This window comes from Agarivorans sp. TSD2052 (genome assembly GCF_023238625.1).
GTDB lineage: Bacteria > Pseudomonadota > Gammaproteobacteria > Enterobacterales > Celerinatantimonadaceae > Agarivorans.
Genome location: NZ_CP096670.1, coordinates 169,956 through 190,325, shown reverse-complemented (window position 1 = coordinate 190,325; position 20,370 = coordinate 169,956). Strand labels below are relative to the sequence as shown.

Annotated in this window: 25 protein-coding genes; 13 read left to right on the top strand and 12 right to left on the bottom strand. The window is 46.2% G+C overall.

Features of this window, described 5'->3' with window-relative positions; genetic code table 11:
* The first annotated feature begins 162 nt into the window (after window positions 1-162).
* From argS to rraA, 8 genes are all read left to right on the top strand, one after another.
* Window positions 163-1,917: an arginine--tRNA ligase gene (gene argS / locus M0C34_RS00940; RefSeq protein ID WP_248713799.1), complete on the top strand. Its 1,755-nt coding sequence runs from the start codon at window positions 163-165 to the stop codon at window positions 1,915-1,917.
* 2 nt (window positions 1,918-1,919) lie between these two features.
* Window positions 1,920-2,480: an SPOR domain-containing protein gene (locus tag M0C34_RS00935; protein WP_248713798.1), complete on the top strand. Its 561-nt coding sequence runs from the start codon at window positions 1,920-1,922 to the stop codon at window positions 2,478-2,480.
* A 332-nt stretch (window positions 2,481-2,812) separates the two neighbouring features.
* On the top strand, window positions 2,813-3,115 hold the full coding sequence (locus M0C34_RS00930) for a PilZ domain-containing protein (RefSeq protein WP_248713797.1): 303 nt from the start codon (window positions 2,813-2,815) through the stop codon (window positions 3,113-3,115).
* 104 nt (window positions 3,116-3,219) lie between these two features.
* Window positions 3,220-3,888: an AAA family ATPase gene (locus M0C34_RS00925; protein ID WP_248713796.1), complete on the top strand. Its 669-nt coding sequence runs from the start codon at window positions 3,220-3,222 to the stop codon at window positions 3,886-3,888.
* Window positions 3,875-4,207, top strand: a complete 333-nt coding sequence (locus tag M0C34_RS00920; protein ID WP_248713795.1) for a replication protein RepA — start codon at window positions 3,875-3,877, stop codon at window positions 4,205-4,207. Before M0C34_RS00925 ends, M0C34_RS00920 begins: the two co-directional genes overlap by 14 nt.
* A 96-nt stretch (window positions 4,208-4,303) precedes the next feature.
* Window positions 4,304-4,834: an ATP-dependent protease subunit HslV gene (hslV, locus tag M0C34_RS00915; RefSeq protein ID WP_248713794.1), complete on the top strand. Its 531-nt coding sequence runs from the start codon at window positions 4,304-4,306 to the stop codon at window positions 4,832-4,834.
* A 19-nt stretch (window positions 4,835-4,853) separates the two neighbouring features.
* Window positions 4,854-6,185, top strand: a complete 1,332-nt coding sequence (gene hslU, locus M0C34_RS00910) for an HslU--HslV peptidase ATPase subunit (protein WP_248713793.1) — start codon at window positions 4,854-4,856, stop codon at window positions 6,183-6,185.
* Window positions 6,186-6,374: 189 nt separating this feature from the next.
* Complete coding sequence (gene rraA, locus M0C34_RS00905; RefSeq protein ID WP_248713792.1) at window positions 6,375-6,863, top strand: ribonuclease E activity regulator RraA; 489 nt, start codon at window positions 6,375-6,377, stop codon at window positions 6,861-6,863.
* 23 nt (window positions 6,864-6,886) lie between these two features.
* Here rraA and M0C34_RS00900 read toward each other — a convergent pair whose 3' ends face one another.
* Window positions 6,887-7,093, bottom strand: a complete 207-nt coding sequence (locus tag M0C34_RS00900) for a cell division protein ZapB (RefSeq protein ID WP_248713791.1) — start codon at window positions 7,091-7,093, stop codon at window positions 6,887-6,889.
* A 189-nt stretch (window positions 7,094-7,282) separates the two neighbouring features.
* Between M0C34_RS00900 and M0C34_RS00895 the strand changes: the two genes are divergently transcribed.
* Entirely contained in the window at window positions 7,283-7,504 is a 222-nt protein-coding gene (locus M0C34_RS00895; protein ID WP_248713790.1) for a DUF1653 domain-containing protein, read from the top strand.
* A 2-nt stretch (window positions 7,505-7,506) separates the two neighbouring features.
* On the opposite strand, the gene cysE is transcribed toward M0C34_RS00895, so the two are convergent.
* From cysE to M0C34_RS00880, 3 genes are read right to left on the bottom strand one after another with little or no spacing between them, the layout of a single operon-like run.
* On the bottom strand, window positions 7,507-8,319 hold the full coding sequence (gene cysE / locus M0C34_RS00890; RefSeq protein WP_455905857.1) for a serine O-acetyltransferase: 813 nt from the start codon (window positions 8,317-8,319) through the stop codon (window positions 7,507-7,509).
* A gap of 9 nt (window positions 8,320-8,328) precedes the next feature.
* Window positions 8,329-9,231 (bottom strand): cation diffusion facilitator family transporter, encoded by a 903-nt coding sequence (locus M0C34_RS00885; RefSeq protein ID WP_248713789.1) that lies wholly within the window; start codon window positions 9,229-9,231, stop codon window positions 8,329-8,331.
* A 42-nt stretch (window positions 9,232-9,273) separates the two neighbouring features.
* Complete coding sequence (locus M0C34_RS00880; protein ID WP_248713788.1) at window positions 9,274-9,738, bottom strand: Spy/CpxP family protein refolding chaperone; 465 nt, start codon at window positions 9,736-9,738, stop codon at window positions 9,274-9,276.
* Between the two features lie 160 nt (window positions 9,739-9,898).
* Here M0C34_RS00880 and M0C34_RS00875 point away from each other — a divergent pair, with 160 nt between their 5' ends.
* The 3 genes from M0C34_RS00875 to trmL are packed head-to-tail and all read left to right on the top strand — an operon-like array spanning window position 9,899 to window position 12,431.
* Window positions 9,899-10,585 (top strand): response regulator, encoded by a 687-nt coding sequence (locus M0C34_RS00875; protein WP_248713787.1) that lies wholly within the window; start codon window positions 9,899-9,901, stop codon window positions 10,583-10,585.
* A gap of 2 nt (window positions 10,586-10,587) precedes the next feature.
* Complete coding sequence (locus M0C34_RS00870) at window positions 10,588-11,940, top strand: ATP-binding protein (protein WP_248713786.1); 1,353 nt, start codon at window positions 10,588-10,590, stop codon at window positions 11,938-11,940.
* A 26-nt stretch (window positions 11,941-11,966) separates the two neighbouring features.
* Window positions 11,967-12,431 carry a tRNA (uridine(34)/cytosine(34)/5-carboxymethylaminomethyluridine(34)-2'-O)-methyltransferase TrmL gene (gene trmL, locus M0C34_RS00865; protein ID WP_248713785.1) on the top strand — a complete coding sequence of 155 codons (465 nt, stop codon included), beginning with the start codon at window positions 11,967-11,969 and terminating at the stop codon, window positions 12,429-12,431.
* A 27-nt stretch (window positions 12,432-12,458) separates the two neighbouring features.
* Here trmL and dinF read toward each other — a convergent pair whose 3' ends face one another.
* From dinF to M0C34_RS00840, 5 genes are all read right to left on the bottom strand, one after another.
* The gene (gene dinF / locus M0C34_RS00860) at window positions 12,459-13,793 is read right to left on the bottom strand and encodes an MATE family efflux transporter DinF (protein ID WP_248713784.1); all 1,335 of its coding nucleotides are present in this window, start codon (window positions 13,791-13,793) and stop codon (window positions 12,459-12,461) included.
* A 158-nt stretch (window positions 13,794-13,951) separates the two neighbouring features.
* Window positions 13,952-14,866 carry a heme o synthase gene (cyoE, locus tag M0C34_RS00855; RefSeq protein ID WP_248713783.1) on the bottom strand — a complete coding sequence of 305 codons (915 nt, stop codon included), beginning with the start codon at window positions 14,864-14,866 and terminating at the stop codon, window positions 13,952-13,954.
* Entirely contained in the window at window positions 14,835-15,863 is a 1,029-nt protein-coding gene (locus M0C34_RS00850; RefSeq protein WP_248713782.1) for a COX15/CtaA family protein, read from the bottom strand. Before M0C34_RS00850 ends, cyoE begins: the two co-directional genes overlap by 32 nt.
* A gap of 14 nt (window positions 15,864-15,877) precedes the next feature.
* Complete coding sequence (locus M0C34_RS00845) at window positions 15,878-16,396, bottom strand: hypothetical protein (RefSeq protein ID WP_248713781.1); 519 nt, start codon at window positions 16,394-16,396, stop codon at window positions 15,878-15,880.
* A complete protein-coding gene (locus M0C34_RS00840; RefSeq protein WP_248713780.1) occupies window positions 16,393-17,121 on the bottom strand; it encodes an SURF1 family protein in 729 nt (242 codons plus the stop codon). The genes M0C34_RS00845 and M0C34_RS00840 overlap by 4 nt, the downstream gene beginning before the upstream one ends.
* Between M0C34_RS00840 and M0C34_RS00835 the strand changes: the two genes are divergently transcribed.
* Window positions 17,114-17,317, top strand: a complete 204-nt coding sequence (locus M0C34_RS00835; protein ID WP_248713779.1) for a DUF2909 domain-containing protein — start codon at window positions 17,114-17,116, stop codon at window positions 17,315-17,317. The two genes, M0C34_RS00840 and M0C34_RS00835, sit on opposite strands and share 8 nt — an antisense overlap.
* 17 nt (window positions 17,318-17,334) lie before the next feature.
* On the opposite strand, the gene M0C34_RS00830 is transcribed toward M0C34_RS00835, so the two are convergent.
* From M0C34_RS00830 to ctaD, 3 genes are read right to left on the bottom strand one after another with little or no spacing between them, the layout of a single operon-like run.
* On the bottom strand, window positions 17,335-18,210 hold the full coding sequence (locus tag M0C34_RS00830) for a cytochrome c oxidase subunit 3 (protein WP_248713778.1): 876 nt from the start codon (window positions 18,208-18,210) through the stop codon (window positions 17,335-17,337).
* Window positions 18,194-18,775, bottom strand: a complete 582-nt coding sequence (locus tag M0C34_RS00825; protein ID WP_248713777.1) for a cytochrome c oxidase assembly protein — start codon at window positions 18,773-18,775, stop codon at window positions 18,194-18,196. The genes M0C34_RS00830 and M0C34_RS00825 overlap by 17 nt, the downstream gene beginning before the upstream one ends.
* A 1-nt stretch (window position 18,776) precedes the next feature.
* Window positions 18,777-20,366, bottom strand: coding sequence for a cytochrome c oxidase subunit I (gene ctaD / locus M0C34_RS00820; protein WP_248713776.1), 1,590 nt, complete (start codon window positions 20,364-20,366; stop codon window positions 18,777-18,779).
* Window positions 20,367-20,370: the final 4 nt, after the last annotated feature.

Sequence of the window (20,370 nt, the reverse complement as noted above, 5' to 3'; positions counted from 1 at the left end):
GGCGGCTTTCAGCCAACAAGCTCCAGCATTGACTTCAGGCGATTTGAGCCGGTGAGGCGAAGTAAGCAGAATTAGCCTAGATAAGAGATAGTTTTCACGGCAAATTGTCGGTAAAATGCCCGCTTTGTATATTCTATTTACGCGAGATTGGTGTCAGCCTACATGAAAGAGCTTATTCAACAACTTCTGGAACAAACGGTCACAGCCCTGAAACAACAACAGGTGCTTCCTGAAGGATTCGAACCACGTATCCAAGTAGACCGAACCAAAGATAAAGCTCACGGCGACTTGGCGACCAATTTAGCCTTAATGGCTGCCAAACCTGCAGGCAAAAATCCACGAGAGTTAGCCCAGCTAATTGTTGATAACCTACCGGCATCAAGCTTGGTAGAAAAAACCAATATTGCTGGCCCTGGATTTATTAACTTCTACCTAAATAACGATTGGTTAGCCGCGCAAATCGAAGCCATGGCAACCTCTGCTACGGCCAACGTTAAGCCTGTTGAAAAAGCCCAAACCATTGTGGTGGATTATTCAGCCCCTAACGTAGCCAAAGAAATGCATGTAGGTCACCTGCGCTCAACCATTATTGGTGACGCGGTAGTGCGTACGCTCGAATTTTTAGGTCACAAAGTCGTTCGCGCTAATCACATTGGTGATTGGGGAACGCAGTTCGGTATGTTAATTGCCAACTTAGAAGAAGTAGAAGCCCGTGGTACCGATGCCGGTGACATTGAACTGGCCGACTTAGAAGTGTTTTACCGTGAATCTAAAGCCCGTTACGACAGCGATGAAGTATTTGCCGAACGCGCCCGTAACTACGTGGTTAAGCTACAAAGTGGCGATGAATACTGCAACACAATGTGGCGCAAATTGGTCGACATTACTCTTAGCCACAACCAAGCCGTATACGATCGCCTAAATGTATCACTCACTAAAAATGATGTGATGGGTGAGAGCATGTATAACAACATGCTACATGACGTGGTCAACGATCTTAAACAACAAGGTTTAGCGGTTGAAGATAACGGCGCCACGGTAGTATTCCTTGATGAATACAAGAATAAAGATGGTGACCCTATGGGAGTTATCATTCAGAAAAAAGATGGTGGCTTCCTGTATACCACTACCGATATTGCCTGTGCCAAATACCGCTATCAAACACTGCATGCCGATCGCGTGTTGTACTTCATTGACTCGCGCCAGCACCAGCATTTAATGCAAGCATGGAATATTGTTCGCAAAGCCGGTTACGTGCCTGAAGACGTACCGCTAGAGCACCATGCTTTTGGCATGATGTTGGGTAAAGATGGTCGTCCATTTAAAACCCGCAGTGGCGGCACGGTTAAATTAGTTGATTTACTAGAAGAAGCGGAGCAACGCGCGCAAACCTTGGTGGCCGAAAAATCTCGCGATTTAGATGCCGAGCAACAAGTACAAGCAGCAAAAGCTATCGCTATGGGCGCAGTAAAATACGCCGATCTATCTAAAAACCGCACCACCGATTACATCTTTGATTGGGAAAACATGTTGGCCTTTAACGGCAACACGGCTCCGTACCTGCAGTACGCTTATACCCGTATCCAATCAATCATTCGCCGCTCAGAAATTGACGTAGCCAACTTGCAACAAGCGGTTAGCCTTGACCAAGATGCTGAAATTGCCTTAGCGCAAAAGTTAATTCAGTTTAGCGACGCGGTGCATAACGTAGCCAACAAAGGAATGCCACACATGATGTGTAACTACCTTTACGAGCTAGCCGGTGCATTTATGACCCTTTACGAAGCCTGCCCAATCCTTAAAGACGATGTTGAGACCGAGGTAAAACACAGCCGCTTACGTTTAGCAGCGTTAACTGCCAAGGTACTTGATCAAGGGCTCTCATTATTAGGAATTGAGACCCTGGAACGCATGTAAGCATGGCTAAAGACTATGTAGGCCGTAGCAAGCCTAAGAAAAAACCGGCGGCTAAATCTAGCCGCGCGGTGAGCAACCAAAAACGCTTCCCTTTTGCCCTAGCAATTACCGTGTTGCTGGCGATTGCTGGGTTTTCGGTATTGCTATTTAACATTAAAGGCACGGCCCCGACACCGGCGCCAGAGTTAAGTGAAATAGTCAAACCGACTAAACCCGCTAAACCGGCAGCGGTATTGCCTGACCTGCCTAAAGAGCGACCTTACGTCAAAGAGTTAGAACAAAAACAGGTAGAAGTAGAACTGGCCGCCAAACCCAGCAAGCCAGCCAAACCCTATCAAATGCAGTGTGCGTCTTTCCGTAGCCGCGATAAAGCAGAAGAGAGTAAAGCCTTAATTGCTTTTGCTGGTTTAGAGAGCCAAATTCGCCGTACCGACGGAAAAAATGGCGCTTGGTATCGCGTGGTGCTAGGGCCCTATCCAACCAAACGTGACGCAGAGCGTGATAGGCACATTTTGCAACGAGCCAAAATTAACGGCTGCCAAATTTGGCATTGGAACTTTTAAGCCATTAATGATTAATTACGCCAAACTCACTTAGTTTGGCGTAATTAATAACCCCTTTATCATCACCAGCAATCTGCCCTCAGCATTTACCCTCTGGCACTCTCGAAAAGCTCAATACCGCCTCGTTAAAGTCGATGATGTTGATAAAAAACACATGTAATTAGTCATAATTTTCAAAAAATACAACGCTAAACGATTAAAAATATTACTTATTTGAACTTGTTCTCAAATATGTTATAAAAATGTAGCTAGGCTAGTATGTTAGGTACAACTAAAATATGCGGCAGGACTATTTAGCTCATTGACCGCTACTCGGACAGGAACGCGAAGTAATGGAAAACACCGATCTAGAGCAACTAGAACGACGCCGATCTATGCGACTCGACTTAGAAAACGAACCCGTACTGCTAAAATGGATGGATAGCAACGGTGACGCCCAGCAATTAGAGGCTACCTGCATCGACATTTCGCGCCGCGGCATGTTGATTTTGCATAGTGACGATCTACAGATAGGTACCAAGCTAACGGTATTATTCACCTCTGAGCATTCTGAAGCAAAAGAGATGCAAGCCAAAGTAGCGCGCTGCCATCGTAAAAACTTTTCTACTTACCATATGTTTCTGTTATTGCTATAAAAAGTACATCTAAGTAAGCAAACTTAGTACTTTGTCTTATACTTATTAAATCACTACCAACAGACAAGATTGGTAGCAAGGAAATATTTAGTAAGGAGAAGGCCATGTTGATATTAGTAGGTGGGGAAAAAGGTGGTAGCGGTAAAAGCTGCTTGGCCCAAAATATCGCCGTACACCTTAAAACCGATCTTGACGCTAATATCTTGATGGTTGATTGTGATCCACAGCGCACCACCTCAGATTGGATCCAGGCGCGTAACGAAGATGAATCTCTCCCCAGTATTAACTGCATTCAACTGTACGGTAAAATTCGAAAAGACTTACTAAGCCTAGAAAGCGCTTATGATTTCGTGATTGTTGACTGTGGCGGACAAGATAACCTAGCGATGCGCGCGGCTATGTCGGTCGCCAAATACGTGCTTATACCCCTTCGGCCCAAGCGACGAGACTTAAAAACCTTGCCTCACATGGAAGACATGTTAAGTACCTGCAAAATGGTTAACCCCAAAATGGTGGCCAATTTTGTTATCACCCAGTGCCCAGCCCTACCCAGCCAAGCCAAACGAATTTTAGATGCTAAAGATGTTTGCCGGTCCTTTGGCTTAGACGTGCTTGATTCGGTCACCTTCACGCGAAATATCTACGATGATAGCGAAGAGAGTGGGCGCTCAGTGATAGAAATCGAGCAAGATGGTAAGGCGGCAGCCGAAATAAAAGCCATTGTTACCGAGATGCTAGCTATTCAACAAGAAGACTCTCATGAGTTTAACTGATTTAAAAAAACAATCGCTGTCTCGTAACAAGCGTAAAAAAATATCAGTCGATGATTTCATCAACGATGCTGAGAACTATGCCCAAGGCAAACCCAGTGTCGCCACACTAAAAGCCGAAGCAAAGCCGCCCAAAAAAGCACACCCCAATTTTCGTCACTGCACCTTTACCTTTGATAATCTTGCGATTGTTCAGCTGCAGCAAGCATCAACTCAACATACACTCCCAAAATCAAAGTTATTGAGGATGCTACTAAAACAATTTTCCTCGCTTGATATCCAACAGCAACAACAATTGTTAGACAAACTGCAAGACAACTAAATCCGCTCAAACCTTGAAAATAGTCTAAAGCTCCCCCATCTCATTTTTATAACAAAGCTAACTCTTAGAGTAAGCCAAATTAAATGAGGAAATAACGTGACTACTATCGTCTCCGTCCGCCGCAACGGCAAAGTGATCATCGCTGGTGATGGCCAAGTATCACTTGGCAACACAGTAATGAAAGGTAACGCTAAAAAAGTCCGTCGCTTGTATCACGGTCAAGTATTAGCGGGTTTCGCCGGTGGTACAGCCGATGCCTTCACGCTATTCGAGCGTTTTGAAGCTAAGCTTGAAATGCACCAAGGCCATCTCACCAAGGCCGCTGTAGAACTGGCCAAAGATTGGCGAACCGATCGCATGTTGCGCAAATTAGAGGCCTTACTGGCAGTGGCCGACAGCGAAGCATCATTAATCATTACCGGTAACGGTGATGTGGTTCAGCCAGAAAACGACTTAATCGCCATTGGTTCAGGTGGCCCGTTTGCTCAATCAGCAGCGCTCGCTTTGCTTGAGAACACCGATTTAGGTGCTCGTGAAATTGCCGAAAAAAGCCTAACCATCGCAGGCAATATTTGTGTGTTTACTAACCTAAACCATACTATTGAAGAATTAGACGCTAAAGCTTAAGGCTTTGCAGGAAGAAATTATGTCGGAAATGACCCCAAGAGAAATCGTCTCAGAATTAGACAACCACATTATCGGCCAAGCCGATGCTAAACGTGCAGTAGCCATCGCCTTACGTAACCGCTGGCGCCGTATGCAGTTAGGCGATGAATTACGTCAAGAAGTGACCCCTAAAAATATCTTGATGATTGGCCCAACGGGTGTCGGTAAAACTGAGATTGCTCGCCGTTTAGCTAAGCTTGCTCATGCACCGTTTATCAAAGTGGAAGCGACCAAATTTACTGAAGTAGGTTATGTAGGTAAAGAAGTTGAAACCATTATTCGTGACCTCGCCGATGTCGCGTTTAAGTTAACGCGTGAACAAGAAACTGAAAAGTTTCGTTTTCGCGCCGAAGACCAAGCTGAAGACCGCATTTTAGACGCCTTGCTCCCCCCCGCGAAAGACAGCTTTGGCCACGATGAGAAAAAAGAAGATAACTCTACTCGCCAAGCATTTCGCAAAAAGCTACGCGAAGGCCAGCTAGATGATAAAGAAATTGAAATTGATGTTGCCCAACCCCAAGTTGGCGTAGAAATCATGGCGCCTCCAGGTATGGAAGAGATGACCAATCAATTACAAGGCATGTTCCAAAACCTATCGGGTAATAAAGACAGCAAAAAGCGTAAGGTAAAAATCAAAGAAGCCTTCAAGTTATTGATCGAAGAAGAAGCCGCTAAAATGGTTAACCCTGAAGAGCTAAAAGAAAAAGCCCTTCACGCGGTAGAAAATAACGGCATTGTATTCTTAGATGAAATAGACAAAATTTGTAAACGTGGTGACACCTCAGGTCCAGATGTTAGCCGTGAAGGCGTACAGCGCGACCTACTACCCTTAGTAGAAGGCTCAACCGTTAGTACTAAGCACGGCATGGTAAAAACTGACCACATCTTGTTTATTGCTTCAGGGGCGTTTCAAGTGGCGAAGCCTTCAGACCTTATTCCTGAGCTACAAGGCCGATTACCGATTCGAGTAAGCTTAGATGCTTTAACCGCTGAAGATTTTGTCAGAATTTTAACCGAGCCAAACGCCTCATTAACCGAGCAATATAAAGCCTTAATGGCCACAGAAGGTTTGAACATCGAGTTCACCGAAGACGGCATTCGCCGCATTGCTGATGCCGCTTGGCAAGTAAATGAACGTACCGAAAACATTGGTGCGCGTCGCTTACACACAGTGATGGAAAAGCTGATGGAAGAGTTAAGCTTTGTAGCATCGGATAGTGCAGGCCAACAAATCACTATTGACGCTGACTATGTAAATAACTCGCTAGATGATTTAGTGGCCGACGAAGATCTAAGCCGCTTTATTCTGTAAGCACTGCAACGCTGCTTCAGTCTGTAAGTACAATAAAGCCGCCGCTAAGGCGGCTTTATTCGTTCCACCTTCTCTCTCGCTATACCTTTGCCCTTGGGCATTCCTGAATAGATCTCATTTCTTAATTGAAAACCGCCACTTAGCGTTTATACTGGTAGCGCTAACTCGGCCAAAATCAGGATCCAAACCATGGAATATAATACCTCAGAACTTTGTGACCTATACGCAGATACGGTTGACGTTGTAGAACCCATGTTTGCCAGCTTCGGTGGCAGAAACTCTTTTGGGGGAGAAATCACTACGGTTAAGTGCTTTGAACACGCAGGGGTAATCTCACAAGTGGTACAAGAGTCGGGAACTGGTCGAGTATTACTGATTGATGGTGGTGGTTCGCTACGCCGTGCCCTGGTCGATATAAACATTGCCGAAACAGCCGCTGAAAATGAGTGGGACGGTATTATTGTTTATGGTTGCGTACGTGATGTAGACGCCTTGGAAGATTTAGATATCGGCATTCAAGCCTTGGCTTCTATTCCGGTTGGCGCTGACGTCAACGAAGAAATTGGCGATGTAAATATCCCGGTAAACTTTGGTGGAGTGACCTTCCTTCCAGAAGATCACATCTACGCAGATACCACAGGGGTAATCTTGTCACCTGAGCCCCTCGACATCGAGTAAAGGCTCAAGGTAAGCATTTACACCTACTCGGCGTGAACGTCTTCAATACGGCCTAATAAGGCTTTTAGACGTTCCTGCCAAGATTGCTGCTCTTGTAATAAACGGCCATTTTCATCACTTAGCTGGCTGTTTTGTTCTTTCAGTTCATCAATTTCCATACGTAAAAGCTCAATGCTATCTACTGCTACTTGAACTTTCGCTTCTAATTTTTCTAAAACATCAAAAGACATCTACATTACTCCCATTAACTGTGTCGAGCTTCGCTTAAGCATTTCTTTGCCAAGCTAGCGTCATGTATAAATGAACCCTAATTGGCGCCCACGTATTGATAAGAACGGCTTTAAAGCAGCATACTCTTGTCATCTTTAGCCAACAAGGGTAGAACAGTATTTACCTAACTAGTTGTCGAATTTATAGTCATGAAATTAAAGAAAGGCCGTTACCAGCATTACAAAGGTGCTGATTACCACGTTATTGATACCGTTATTCACTCTGAAACCGAAGAGTTACTAGTACTGTACCGCCCACTTTATGGGGAAGGCAAACTGTGGGTAAGGCCCTATGAGATGTTTTTTGAAACGGTGAATGTGAACGGAGAGCAAGTGCCACGATTTGCGTTCATCGAGGCACTTAAAGAATAGGCCTAAATATTTTGTCCCATGTCGATAGCCGGCATATCGCAACTTGGCGTACCCACTACTTTTGCGGGCACGCCTGCAACGGTGGTGTGGGCCGGTACATTTTCAAGTACCACACTGCCCGCGCCCACTTTAGCGCCACGCCCCACTTCGATATTACCTAAAATTTTTGCCCCTGCACCAATCAGTACCCCTTGACGAATTTTAGGGTGACGGTCACCACGATCTTTACCGGTACCGCCTAGCGTCACCGATTGTAAAATAGAGACATCATTCTCAATCACTGCTGTTTCACCCACCACAATTCCAGTGGCGTGATCGAGCATAATGCCTTTACCAATGGTTGCAGCTGGGTGTATATCCACCGAGAAAACGGCAGATATTTGGTTCTGAATATAGCGTGCTAAAGCCAAACGCCCCTGATGCCACAACCAGTTAGCCACTCGGTAACCTTGCAGGGCATGAAAGCCTTTTAAATATAACAAAGGAATAGCGTAATATTTCACCGCTGGATCTCGATCTTTTACCGCCACAATGTCGGCGGCTACCGCTTCCAATATGCAAGGGTCAGCAATTAAGGCTTCTTCGATAAACTCGCGCAACAAGATGGCCTGAACCGTTGAGCTATCTAATTTACTGGCCAACTGAAAACTCAAGGCCGAGGCAAGAGTATGGTGATTCAAAATCGTTGAATAGAAAAAGCTCGATAGCATCGGTTCATCTTCAGCCATACGGTGTGCTTCATCGCGTACTTGTAGCCACACGGTTTCCGCTAACGTTTGTTTGATTTGATAGTCCTTTAACTTTTCCTTTGCCACACTTTCACCTTACTCGAGCTCTAATTTCTTTTCTAGCGGAACCACCGACTGAGGGTCTTGGTGGATCAATACATCGGCTTCAGGCCATTGTTCAATCATTGCATCCTCAACCTTATCAGCAATGATATGCGCCTGATAAAGACTAAGTTTATCATCTAGTTCTAAATGAAGCTGAATAAATTTTGTCTGCCCTGACTGACGAGTTCTAATATCGTGAGCACCTAAAACATCGGGCACCGACAACGCGGTATTATATACCTGTAACTGGAAGGATTCTGGCAGTTCTCTGTCTAGTAGATTCTGTACTGAGTCTTTGGCTATTCCATAAGCGCCATAACAAATGTAAAGCGCAATCAAGATAGCAAACAAGCCATCGGCCCAATACCAGCCATACTGGCTAAGTAGCAAAGCAATCAACACCGCCGCGTTCATGTAAATATCCATGGCGTAATGCATCGAGTCGGCTTTAATCACACTGTTGTTGGTTTTAGCGACCACATATCGCTGAAACAACACCAAAGCGATGGTGATTACAGTCGATATTATCATCACAATAATACCCAACTGGCTATGCTCTAGGGCTTTAGGGTGAAGCAGTTCGGTGGCGCCGCCATATAACAGCATGCATGCCGAACCGGTGATAAAGGCCGCTTGGGCCACCCCCGCTAAGTGCTCGGCTTTGCCGTGACCAAAACGATGTTCTTTATCAGGGGGTTGTAAGGCGTAGCGGATCGCCAGTAGATTGACTAACGACATGCCAATATCCATTAGCGAATCAATCAGAGAGGCTAATATACTGACCGCGCCAGTATAAAAAAATGCAGCGCTTTTAATCACCAATAAAGCCACCGCTACACAGGTGGCAACCCATGTAGCTAAAGTGACTAAGCGTTTATAACTTTGCGGTTCCACGTTAATACTTCAGCGAGGTGTTTGCTAAAGTATAACGTTTAGTTAGTTTGAAGTTTGACCTTTTTTGCCGCCCTTCTCCATACGCTGCTGGTGTTTTTCCATTTTTTGGTTCACCAACTCTTGGTATTTTGTCTGCTGTTCAGGCGTTAATAATTGATATACCTGATGCTGAGCTTCTAACTTATCTAGCATGCGGCTTTGTTTCATTGCTTGCTGCTGAGTAATCAGTGTTTGGGCCGCGTCTTTATCGAACGTCGCTGAAGTGATAATAGCCATGCGCTGCTCATGCATCATTGCGCGCTGTTCAGTATTTGGCTGTTGCTTCTTCTGCGCTTGCATAATTGCTTTCACTTGCTGTTTTTGCTCTGCACTTAAGTCTAACTGTTTCATCATATGCATTTCAGCGCGCTGATCTTGTTTACCGCCTTGTTTTTCACCTTTAGCAGCGAAAGCAACAGGGGCCACAACTAACGCACCTACAAGTGCTGTTACTAGTAATTTTTTCATGATGTATTCCTCGGGTTTGTTAAGTCCTATTAAGTGTACATATGGCAATGCAAACAAATGCCAGCAAAGTGTAAAGCAATGTAAAAGCGCCAAATAAACCCTACAAAGCTCATTAAGTTTTGTACAATTTAACTACCAGTCAAATCAAAGAGAATCATTAGTGAAGCTGCTATTAATAGACGACGATAAAGAGTTAACTGAATTACTCGGTGAATTATTAGAACTTGAGGGCTTTGCTTGTGACATTAGAAATGACGGTATCAGCGGCTTAGCGCAGCTGCAGCAGCAGTCTTACGATTTAGTATTACTAGATGTAATGATGCCCGGAAAAAATGGCTTTGAAGTATTAAAAGACCTACGTAAGAACAACCAGCAGCCAGTATTAATGCTAACCGCAAAAGGCGATGAAATAGACCGAGTACTAGGTTTAGAGCTGGGAGCCGATGACTACCTTGCCAAGCCATTTAGCGAACGCGAGTTATTGGCAAGAATTCGCGCCATTTTGCGTCGCACCCAAGTGCCGGTAGCCACAGACAATCATACAGAGCTTATTTGCCACCAAGACTTAAGCTTGTCTATCGCTAAACAACAAGCTCACTGCGATGAACAAGAGCTGGACCTCACCAGTACTGAGCTATTACTACTTCAACAGCTGCTTGAGCATCCCGGGCAATTGTTAGATAAACACGATTTAAATAAAAAGGTGCTAGGCAAACGCCTACAAGCTTTTGACCGCAGCTTAGATATGCACATTAGTAATTTAAGAAAGAAGATCCCGGCTAGAAAAGACCAGCTACCCAGAATTAAAACGGTTCGGGGTAAAGGCTACATGTGGCTAGAGTGGTAAGCATGAAACGTTTCATAAACAACTTATTTGTAAAAATATTTGTCTCGTTTTGGATGATTTTGCTGGTGACGGCATTTGTATCCATTAACCTGTCGCAAATGCTCAGTACCGATAACTTTCCTGCGCCGAGCTGGGCCACCAAGAGCTTAGCCGAATTCTCAAAACGCATTGAAAGAAGCCCACAAAAAGCGCTACAACCAAGGCAAGATTCACACTTCAAAGCACGGTTTGGCAAGCCCTTCTTAGTGGACGCAGAAGGCGTGGTGGTTAATCAACCCCAAGTGAGTCGCAGTATGCGCCGTTTTATCGCTAACCATGATGCACTCAGCAACCCTAGAGTCACCTTAGACAAGCAACATATCTTAATGGGACCACAGGCTGTTACCCTGAATGACAAAAACTATTTGTTATATGTTGAGCGACGCAGCAACCCAGAACAAATGAATGCCTTACGCCACTTTGGGGTATCCCCGTGGTTTCTCTCCATGGTGGCTATCGCCTTGAGTTTAGCGCTGTGTTTTCTGCTAACAAGGCATATCGTTAATCCTTTAAAGCGGCTTCAAGCGGCGGCCAACAAAGTATCATTAGGACAGCTAGATACTCCATTACCTGAGATATCGCGCGGTGACGAGATTGGCCAACTATCCGACAGCTTACAGCGTATGGTCGATACCCTTAATCAAGCCATTAGTAACCAACAGCGCTTATTGAGCGACATATCGCATGAGCTGCGCTCGCCCTTAACTCGCTTAAACATGGCCTTAGCCATCAGTAAAAAGCGCCAAACCAGCACCCCTGAAATGGAACGCATCGAGCGCGAATCTCAACGCCTCGCAGAGATGATCAATGCTTTATTGTCATTATCTCGCATGCAGGTAAACGCTAAGCAACAATCAATAGCGTTAAGCGATGTAATGAATGACTTAGTCAATGACTGTGAGTTTGAAGCAGAGCAACTACATAAGCAGTTCTCAGCCCGTTTTCCAGAAGAAACAACACTGGTGTGTTACCCGCAGTTGCTCAGTTCGGCTATCGAAAACATTTGTCGCAATGCATTGAAATACGCCAGTAAAACGGTCTCGCTAAGCGCCACCATTGAACAGCAGCAGTTATTGATTACGGTGCGTGATGACGGGCCGGGGCTTGACGACAGTGAGCTCAGCAATATCTTCCGCCCTTTTTATCGTAGTGGCGAAGCGCGCGACCGAGACAGCGGCGGTGTGGGCTTGGGTTTAGCTATCGCTGAATCAGCCATTCGCCAACACGGCGGCGAGATCAGCGCCAAAAATCGTCACAGCGAACTGAATCAATTGAGCAAAGGGCTAGAAGTTAACCTGCGCTTACCACTACAATAGCGCTTTTGCAGCGACTTGGACTAACCATGATTAACATTGTGCTATATGAGCCAGAAATACCACAAAATACCGGCGCAATTATCCGTTTAGCGGCGAACAGCGGCTGTAACCTGCATTTAATCGAACCCTTAGGTTTTGCTTGGGACGATAAGAAAGTAAAACGCGCCGGGCTAGACTATCACGAGTTTGCTGAGGTTAAGCGCCATGCTAATTACCAAGCCTTTCTAGATAATGAGCAACCCAAGCGCTTATTAGCCTGCACCACCAAAGGCAGCGGTTTTCATAGTGACTTTAGCTTTGAAGCGGGTGATTACTTGATGTTTGGTCCTGAAACTCGCGGGCTACCCGACGAAGTATTATTGCAAATAAGCAGTGAGTTTCGTTTACGGATCCCCATGCTGGCCGATAGCCGCAGCATGAATTTGTCTAATGCGGTATCAGTATTTGCTTACGAAGCGTGGCGCCAACTAGGCTATATCGACGCAGTATAATAGCCTTGCTACTCTCAATATGACTATTTATGGCGCCTTAAACCAGCGATGCTGAATGAGGGCGCGATAATAGATATACCCTAAACTCAGCCCTCTTGCCGCCATAAAGCCACTCATGGCAAACCATAAAGCATGATTGCCCCAGGCTTGGCTTAGCCACCAAAGCGGAAAAAATACCGCGACACTGGCCAGTAACATTGAATTTCGCATGATTCGGCCTTCGGCAGTGGCAATAAACACGCCGTCTAAGATAAAACACCATACCGCCACCAGCGGCAGTAAAACCATCCAAGGCAGATATTGGTTGGCCGTTGTTCTGATGTCGGCAATGTCGGTTAATAGGGCCACCAAGGCCTCGCCAAACACGGCAAATAAGCCACTAAACCCAATGCCAGCAAACAAGGCTAGCAACAAACACCGGTTTATCACCGACACAAATTGCTGCCGATCTTGTTGGCCTTTGGCCTTGCCCGCCAGCGCTTCAACAGCATAGGCTAAGCCGTCTAAACCAAAAGACACAAACATCAAAAAGTTTAGTAATACCGCATTGGCTGCCACAATATTGTCACCAAGGCGCGAGCCCTGAAAAGTGATAAAAGCAAAGCAAGCCTGTAAAGCCAGTGAACGAACAAATATGTCTCTATTTAGTCTAAACAAGCCACCTAATTGCAAACGGTTAAACCCGCTAAAACACTCAGCCCAATCAGGTAAACCCTCAAAGCGACGCAAAAATTGCTGCCGACACAGATACAAGCCAACGGCTAAGCCAAGATAATCAGAGATGACCGTGGCTAAGGCCGCGCCAAACACGTTCATGTCAAAACCAACCACTAACAGTACATCTAAGGCAATATTCAAGCTGTTGGTTAGCATTACCAATAGCATCGGCGCGCGTGCGTTTTGCATGCCCAGCAACCACCCCAGTAATACCATATTAAGCAGGGCTGCTGGCGCCCCCCAAATCCGCGTAGCGAAGTATTCTCTAGCGTAAAATTGTACCTGCTCACTGCCACCAGCTAAGCGCATCCCTAAATCTAAAATGGGAGTTTGTAACAACAACAGCGTTAAACCTAAGCTAAGCGCGATAAGCCCTGAGTTAATCCCTAGATGAATAAGCTGACGTCGATCGTTCGCACCCGACGCTTGAGCCGCAAGCCCGGTGGTAGACATACGCAAAAAGCCACATAGCCAAAACACCAGCGTGATCATCATCGAACCCAGCGCCACCCCAGCCAAATAGTATGAGTGGTCTAAATGACCGATCACCGCGGTATCCACTAAGCCCAGTAATGGAATCGTAATATTCGACAAAATCATCGGAATAGCGATAGCGGCAATAGCCGAAAAACGAGAAGAATGCATATAGGCTTAAACGAGGGGCAATAAGCAGAGTTTAAGAGCTGGCGATAACAGCGGCAACCGTTAAATGGTTAGACGCTGATAAAGAATACACCGATGACGATAAAGCGAGAAAAATAACACTAGCCGAACAGCAGTGTTCGGCTAGTGACGGGTGGGTATCACAGCATTGCAAACAACCAATGGTCGGCCAACAAGGCCACAAACAACAACATCAAGTAAACGATCGAATAACCAAATAGTCGCATTGCATCTCGCTGGTTGTCCCCTTTGTATAAACGCCACGCCAAATAAATAAAGCGCAAGTTAAGCACACAACTGGCAGCCAAATAGAGTAAGCCGCTCATGCCGACTAAAAACGGCAACCAACACACGGCAAACAACAAAAAGCTATACAGTAGGGTTAAGATTTTAGTAAATGGAATGCCGTGAGTGACCGGCAACATCGGAATATTCACTTTGGCGTAGTCATCACGACGGGCGATAGCCAACGCCCAAAAATGCGGAGGCGTCCACGTAAAAATTAGCATCACCAATAACAATGGCTCGGCCGACACGCTGTTGTTTACCGCTGTCCAACCTAATAAGGGCGGCATGGCGCCAGCTAAACCGCCAATCACAATGTTTTGCGGTGTGGCGCGCTTTAACCACAAGGTATATACCACGGCATACCCCACCAAACTGGCCGCGGTTAGCCACGCCGTTAAGGGATTAACCCACCAATAAAGCATGGCAAAACCGACTATTGATAACAGCGAGGCCCAGCTAAGTGCTTGCCAACTGGCAATGGCGCCGGTGGGTAATGGTCGCTTATGGGTTCGCGCCATTGCCGCGTCGGCTTCACTATCAATGTAGTGATTAAACGCCGCAGCCCCGCCCGCCATTAAGCCAATACCCAGATTACCTATCAGCAATGCCTGCCAAGGAGGAAGCCCTGAGGTAGCTAAACAAGCCCCTACCATAGAGGTGAGCACTATCAGTGCCACCACTTTAGGTTTGGTAAGCTTATACAGTGCTCGCCAATTGATCCCTTTGTTTAACTGCCTAGGCTGGGTTAGCGCGTTCGATTTCGCCATAATGCCTCTCCTTCTGCAATACACGCTTACTACTCAGTGTAGCGCTTTGATAATGCGCAACCACTAAACTAATCAGACACAGCAGCAACATCGCCGCCATTAAATTGTGTGCCACCGCTACCGCCAGCGGCACCTGCCAAAGCACGTTAGCCACACCTAAACCAACCTGCATCAGTAATACAAAAATTAAGCGCGAGGCTCGCCCGCGAGTAATGTCACTGTGACGCTGCTGAATAAGGCTCAAGGCCAACACTAACAAGTAAAAAGCCGTTACGCCGGCCCAAATTCTATGGGTGACATGCACGGTGATTCGTTGTTGGTGACTCAGTACCCCAAACTCGTAGTTATCACCGCTTCGTTCAGGTAAAGGGTGAAAAGCATCCACTTGATAACTGGCGGTCCAATCTTCATGACATAGCGGTAAGCCTTGGCACGATATCGCTGAATAATTGGCCGAAGTCCAACCACCTAACGCAATTTGCACCACCAATATCGCCAAACCTAACCATAACCAGCGTCCAGAACGAACATTTTTTGCCAACGGCCGCTGACTTATCAGCAACCAAGTAAACAATAGCGCAAGCATCGAAAAGCCTCCCAGCAAATGCCCCATTACAACAATGGGCATTAAGCCAAGCGTAACGGTAAGCATTCCCAGCAGGGCTTGAAAAACAATCAGCACTACCGACGCCACCGCAATAAATCGGTGTTGTTTGCGCCACAAGGCAACGCCCGCTAAGCCCACCACCAGCAAACCTAAACTACCGGCGAAATAACGATGGATCATCTCGTTCCACGCTTTGTGCGCTTCTAGTGGTCGCTCGGGGAAGGCGTTTTCGGCATGCTCAATATGCTCCGCCGTTTGCGGAACCGCCAATCGGCCATAACAACCTGGCCAATCGGGGCAACCTAATCCAGCATCGGTTAAGCGGGTAAATGCGCCTAAACCAATCACCACCACCGCGAGTAAAATTGCGGCAATCAATCCTTTTTGCATAACTCTCCCTCTAACTACTGAAAACGAGAATTTTTAATTAAGCGTTTTAGGTCGGTAATCAAGCCTTTAACCTGCTCGTCACCCAAACTAGGTTGATAGCTCAGAATCACCCAACCGGTGGGGTCTACCACTAACCACTGTTGATCATAACCCGCCAAAGCCTGATTACGTTGGGTAAGGCGTAACTGAGCAACCCCTTCATCAATGGTCGCTAATTGCTCAACACTTAGCTGAACATCATTGAGAAGCGCCATCCGTTGCGTTTTTTGCTTAGCAATACCTAAGGCTAACCAGGCATTATCTAACTTGCTCCACTGCTCAGCACACTGCTCTTCACACTGTTGATGCACCACTTGAGCAATCGACCATTTTCCAGGGGTGTAGTTTTCTAACTGCAAGGGGGGCTCTAACCATTGCCCATGGCTTAATACACCACGCTCAAACCAGCCCATATTTAATACCAACCAAGCCAGTAGCAATGGCACTAAAAACACCGAAGCCACGAGTAACATGGTTTTTTGATGACTCTTCATGACGTTTCCTTGTCTCGATTATGCCAGTAAAAATAGCCCGTTAAGCCTGCAGCAACTAAGGCCATAAGCAACCATTGCACTGCATAGCCTAGGTGTTTTGCAGGCGATATAGAGACCAACTGCTTAGGCGAGTGGTCTATTTGGCTATCTAATACAAAGGGTAATAAGTCTATTTGCCAATATTTGGCTACCGCCTCAATATTGAGCTGCTGAACCCTTAGGCCTTGCGGTAAATCTTCTAACCAATACTGCTGATCTAGTACCAAGGGCAAACTTACTTGGCGTAGGCGATATTGCTCAGGCAATGCTTGAGCCACATCGGTTAGCGGTAATTGGCTTCTATCGTAAGACGCTTTATACCAAGCTAAACGCACCAATACATTGCCCTGCGGCGTATGCCCAACCACATACGCGTCGTAACCTACTTGGCCATCTTGTACTTGGTTATCTAACCAGAGTGAGTAATTTGAACGCTGCATGTCTGAAACATGTACCAACTGAAAGGGCACGGGGCCTTGCTCTAGGGCTTGCGGCAAACTGGTTTGCACTAACGATTGCTGCTGATATTGGTCTAACAACTGTTGTTTTTGCTCGCTCCGTTGCCATTGCCATAATGAAAGCTTGACCATCAAGACTATCAGCGCAAACATAAGCAACACAAACAGCAGCATGCGGTAAGACGCTGTTTTTTTATTAGCCTGTAGAGAGAACTTTGTTATGGTCATAAAACTTCTAATCACCGCACTCATTCTGTTTGTGGTTATTAATATGGTGTTTGCACTACGGGTAATGCTAAAAGGCGGCGATAAACCCATGAGCCATTATTTAGGCCGCCGCCTTATATTAAGTGTTATCGCTATCGCCATTGTATTGCTGGCGCTAGCCACGGGCTTAATTCAGCCCAACCCCCGTCCTTATTAGTGTTTACCCAAAGCGCTTTACAGCACGTACACAAAGATAAATAGTGTTAACCACACTACGTCGACAAAGTGCCAGTACCAACTCGACGCCATAAACGCAAAGTGACTCTTACCGGTAAAATGGCCCTTTAATACGCGCAAGAACATTACTGTTAACATGATTGCGCCTAAGGTCACGTGCAAACCATGAAAGCCAGTCAGCAAGAAGAAAGTATTGCCATAAATGCCCGAGTCGAGTCGTAGGTTCATTTCTTGATAGGCATGAACATATTCTTCAACTTGAAAAAACAAAAAGGCAAAACCCAATACCAAGGTAATGGCTAACCACAGTTTTAGCGGGCCGCGTTTATCTTTTTCTAAACTCACGTGAGCAAAGTGCAAAGTGATAGAAGAAATCACCAGAATCACCGTATTCAACAAAGGCAAGCCGTACCAGCCCATGGCTTCGGTGGTGGTGCCACCTGGGGTTTGAATTAGTGGCCATATGGCTTCAAATTCCGGCCACAATACCGCGCCGGTCATTTCGTTATTACCGGCCCCCCCTAACCATGGCACCGCAATCATTCGGGCGTAGAATAAGGCCCCAAAAAAGGCGCCAAAAAACATCACTTCAGAAAAAATAAACCAGCTCATGCCTTGGCGAAACGAACGATCCATTTGCGCGCTGTACAAGCCGTCCATGCTTTCTTGAATAACATTGCCAAACCAACCAAACATCATGGTGATGATCACCACAAAGCCACAGGACAATATCCATACTCCGTAGCTTTGTTCGCTGTTCATCTGCTGTACGGTAAAGCCTGCCCCCATTGCGATTAAAAATAGGCCTACTGCGCCAACAATCGGCCAAACACTTTGGGCAGGAACATAATACTTATCATAAGGCTGCGTCATTGCTCACCTCTCCCTCTGCACTCGCTTGTGCGGTTTTCGATTCATTTAGCTCAACGCCCTCTACGGCAAATAAGGTGTAAGCTAAGGTTAATGTGTTTATATCTTTGGGTAACTCCGGGTCAACGTAGAAAAATAACGGCATGTCTTGTTGCTGACCAGGCGCCAGCGTTTGCTGTTCAAAACAAAAACAACTGACTTTTTTAAGATGATTAGCGGCCAAGCCGGGGCTAACCGACGGCACCGCCTGCACAGTTGAGCGCTTAGCCGTTTGATTAGTGGCACTAAAGTCCACTTGCAGCGTTTCACCGGGATGCACTTTGACCCGATTAACTTTAGGGCCAAATTTCCAATTTAACCCCTGCGGTACGTAGCTGATAAATTCTACGGTCACGGTGCGCAGTTCATCGGTGCTCATGCTCACTTCGCTAGCTTGCTTAGCCGTTTTGCCATTAATACCAGTAACTTTACAAAATACGTCGTACAAAGGTACTAAGGCATAGCCAAAGCCGAACATGGCAACCACTACAATCAGTAGTCGCACCACTAAGCGGCGATGGCCTTGCATGTTACTTAATCTCCGGTGGAGTGGTGAAGCTATGGTAAGGCGCGGGTGAGGGTAAGTTATCCCACTCTAGCCCTTCTGCACCTTCCCAAGGTTTGGCTGGCGCAGGCTCACCACTACGAATACATTTAATCACCATGTATAAGAAAATAAACTGTGATAAACCAAAGGCAAAGCCACCAATACTGACAATCGCATTCACGTCAGCAAACTGCAGTGCGTAGTCAGGTATTCGCCGTGGCATGCCCCCTAGACCTAAAAAGTGCATTGGGAAGAACAACACGTTTACCGACACCAGCGAGCACCAAAAATGCAAACGGCCTAAACCTTCGTCGTACATTTTACCGGTCCATTTAGGTAGCCAGTAATAGGCCGCGGCCATAATCGAGAATATGGCACCAGTAACCAGAACATAGTGGAAGTGCGCCACCACGAAATAGGTATCGTGGTATTGGAAGTCAACCGGGGTAATGGCCAGCATCAATCCCGAGAAACCACCAATGGTAAACAACACGATAAAGGCGATAGCAAACAACATGGGGGTTTCAAAAGAAATTGAGCCTTTCCACATTGTGGCAACCCAGTTAAAGACTTTTACCCCTGTAGGCACCGAAATCAACATGGTGGCGTACATGAAGAACAGCTCGGCTTGCACCGGCATCCCCGTGGTAAACATGTGGTGAGCCCATACCACAAAACTTAAACCGGCAATGGACGCGGTGGCGTAAACCATCGACGAATAACCAAACAACTTCTTACGCGAGAAGGCAGGAACAATCGCCGAGATAATACCAAACGACGGCAAAATCATAATGTACACTTCAGGGTGACCAAAGAACCAAAAGATGTGTTGGAACAACACCGGATCTCCGCCACCAGCAGCATCGAAGAAGGAAGTACCAAAGTACTTATCGGTCAATACCATGGTGACCGCCCCTGCCAATACAGGCATCACCGCAATCAACAAAAATGCGGTAATAAACCATGTCCATACAAACAGCGGCAACTTCATGTAAGTCATACCCGGAGCGCGCAAGTTCATAATGGTAACAATCACGTTGATCGCCCCCATAATCGAGCTAATCCCCATAATATGAACCGAAAATACAAACAGAGCAGTACTATCAGGGCTGTAGGTAGTAGACAACGGCGCGTAGAAGGTCCAACCAAAGTTAGGGCCGCCACCTTCCATAAATAATGACGCTAACAACATGGTAAAGGCGAACGGTAAGATCCAAAAGCTCCAGTTGTTCATCCGGGGTAATGCCATATCTGGCGCACCAATCATCATAGGTATCAGCCAGTTCGCTAAACCTGTAAATGCTGGCATTACTGCACCAAACACCATAATTAAACCGTGCATGGTAGTCATTTGGTTGAAGAAGTTTGGTTCAACTAATTGTAACCCCGGCTGAAATAGCTCAGCCCGAATCACCATCGCCATCGCGCCGCCAGTAATAAACATGGCAAAGGCGAACCAAAGATACATCGAGCCAATATCTTTGTGGTTAGTGGTTAAAACCCAGCGCATTAAGCCGCGAGGGGCGTGATGATGGTCGTCATGCTCTGCATGAACCTCACTAATCGTGCTCATTATT

Bases quoted from the DNA above. Each gene is read 5' to 3' on its own strand.
- M0C34_RS00825 (WP_248713777.1), bottom strand. From the start codon at position 18,775: ATGCAAGGCCATCGCCGCTTAGTGGTGCGACTACTGATTGTAGTGGTT.
- rraA (WP_248713792.1), top strand. From the start codon at position 6,375: ATGGAATATAATACCTCAGAACTTTGTGACCTATACGCAGATACGGTT.
- M0C34_RS00925 (WP_248713796.1), top strand. From the start codon at position 3,220: ATGTTGATATTAGTAGGTGGGGAAAAAGGTGGTAGCGGTAAAAGCTGC.
- trmL (WP_248713785.1), top strand. From the start codon at position 11,967: ATGATTAACATTGTGCTATATGAGCCAGAAATACCACAAAATACCGGC.
- M0C34_RS00830 (WP_248713778.1), bottom strand. From the start codon at position 18,210: ATGACGCAGCCTTATGATAAGTATTATGTTCCTGCCCAAAGTGTTTGG.
- M0C34_RS00835 (WP_248713779.1), top strand. From the start codon at position 17,114: ATGGTCATAAAACTTCTAATCACCGCACTCATTCTGTTTGTGGTTATT.
- ctaD (WP_248713776.1), bottom strand. From the start codon at position 20,366: ATGAGCACGATTAGTGAGGTTCATGCAGAGCATGACGACCATCATCAC.
- cyoE (WP_248713783.1), bottom strand. From the start codon at position 14,866: ATGGCGAAATCGAACGCGCTAACCCAGCCTAGGCAGTTAAACAAAGGG.
- M0C34_RS00880 (WP_248713788.1), bottom strand. From the start codon at position 9,738: ATGAAAAAATTACTAGTAACAGCACTTGTAGGTGCGTTAGTTGTGGCC.
- M0C34_RS00930 (WP_248713797.1), top strand. From the start codon at position 2,813: ATGGAAAACACCGATCTAGAGCAACTAGAACGACGCCGATCTATGCGA.
- M0C34_RS00920 (WP_248713795.1), top strand. From the start codon at position 3,875: ATGAGTTTAACTGATTTAAAAAAACAATCGCTGTCTCGTAACAAGCGT.
- M0C34_RS00900 (WP_248713791.1), bottom strand. From the start codon at position 7,093: ATGTCTTTTGATGTTTTAGAAAAATTAGAAGCGAAAGTTCAAGTAGCA.
- M0C34_RS00870 (WP_248713786.1), top strand. From the start codon at position 10,588: ATGAAACGTTTCATAAACAACTTATTTGTAAAAATATTTGTCTCGTTT.
- hslU (WP_248713793.1), top strand. From the start codon at position 4,854: ATGTCGGAAATGACCCCAAGAGAAATCGTCTCAGAATTAGACAACCAC.
- argS (WP_248713799.1), top strand. From the start codon at position 163: ATGAAAGAGCTTATTCAACAACTTCTGGAACAAACGGTCACAGCCCTG.
- M0C34_RS00845 (WP_248713781.1), bottom strand. From the start codon at position 16,396: ATGAAGAGTCATCAAAAAACCATGTTACTCGTGGCTTCGGTGTTTTTA.
- M0C34_RS00850 (WP_248713782.1), bottom strand. From the start codon at position 15,863: ATGCAAAAAGGATTGATTGCCGCAATTTTACTCGCGGTGGTGGTGATT.
- M0C34_RS00840 (WP_248713780.1), bottom strand. From the start codon at position 17,121: ATGACCATAACAAAGTTCTCTCTACAGGCTAATAAAAAAACAGCGTCT.
- M0C34_RS00895 (WP_248713790.1), top strand. From the start codon at position 7,283: ATGAAATTAAAGAAAGGCCGTTACCAGCATTACAAAGGTGCTGATTAC.
- M0C34_RS00935 (WP_248713798.1), top strand. From the start codon at position 1,920: ATGGCTAAAGACTATGTAGGCCGTAGCAAGCCTAAGAAAAAACCGGCG.
- dinF (WP_248713784.1), bottom strand. From the start codon at position 13,793: ATGCATTCTTCTCGTTTTTCGGCTATTGCCGCTATCGCTATTCCGATG.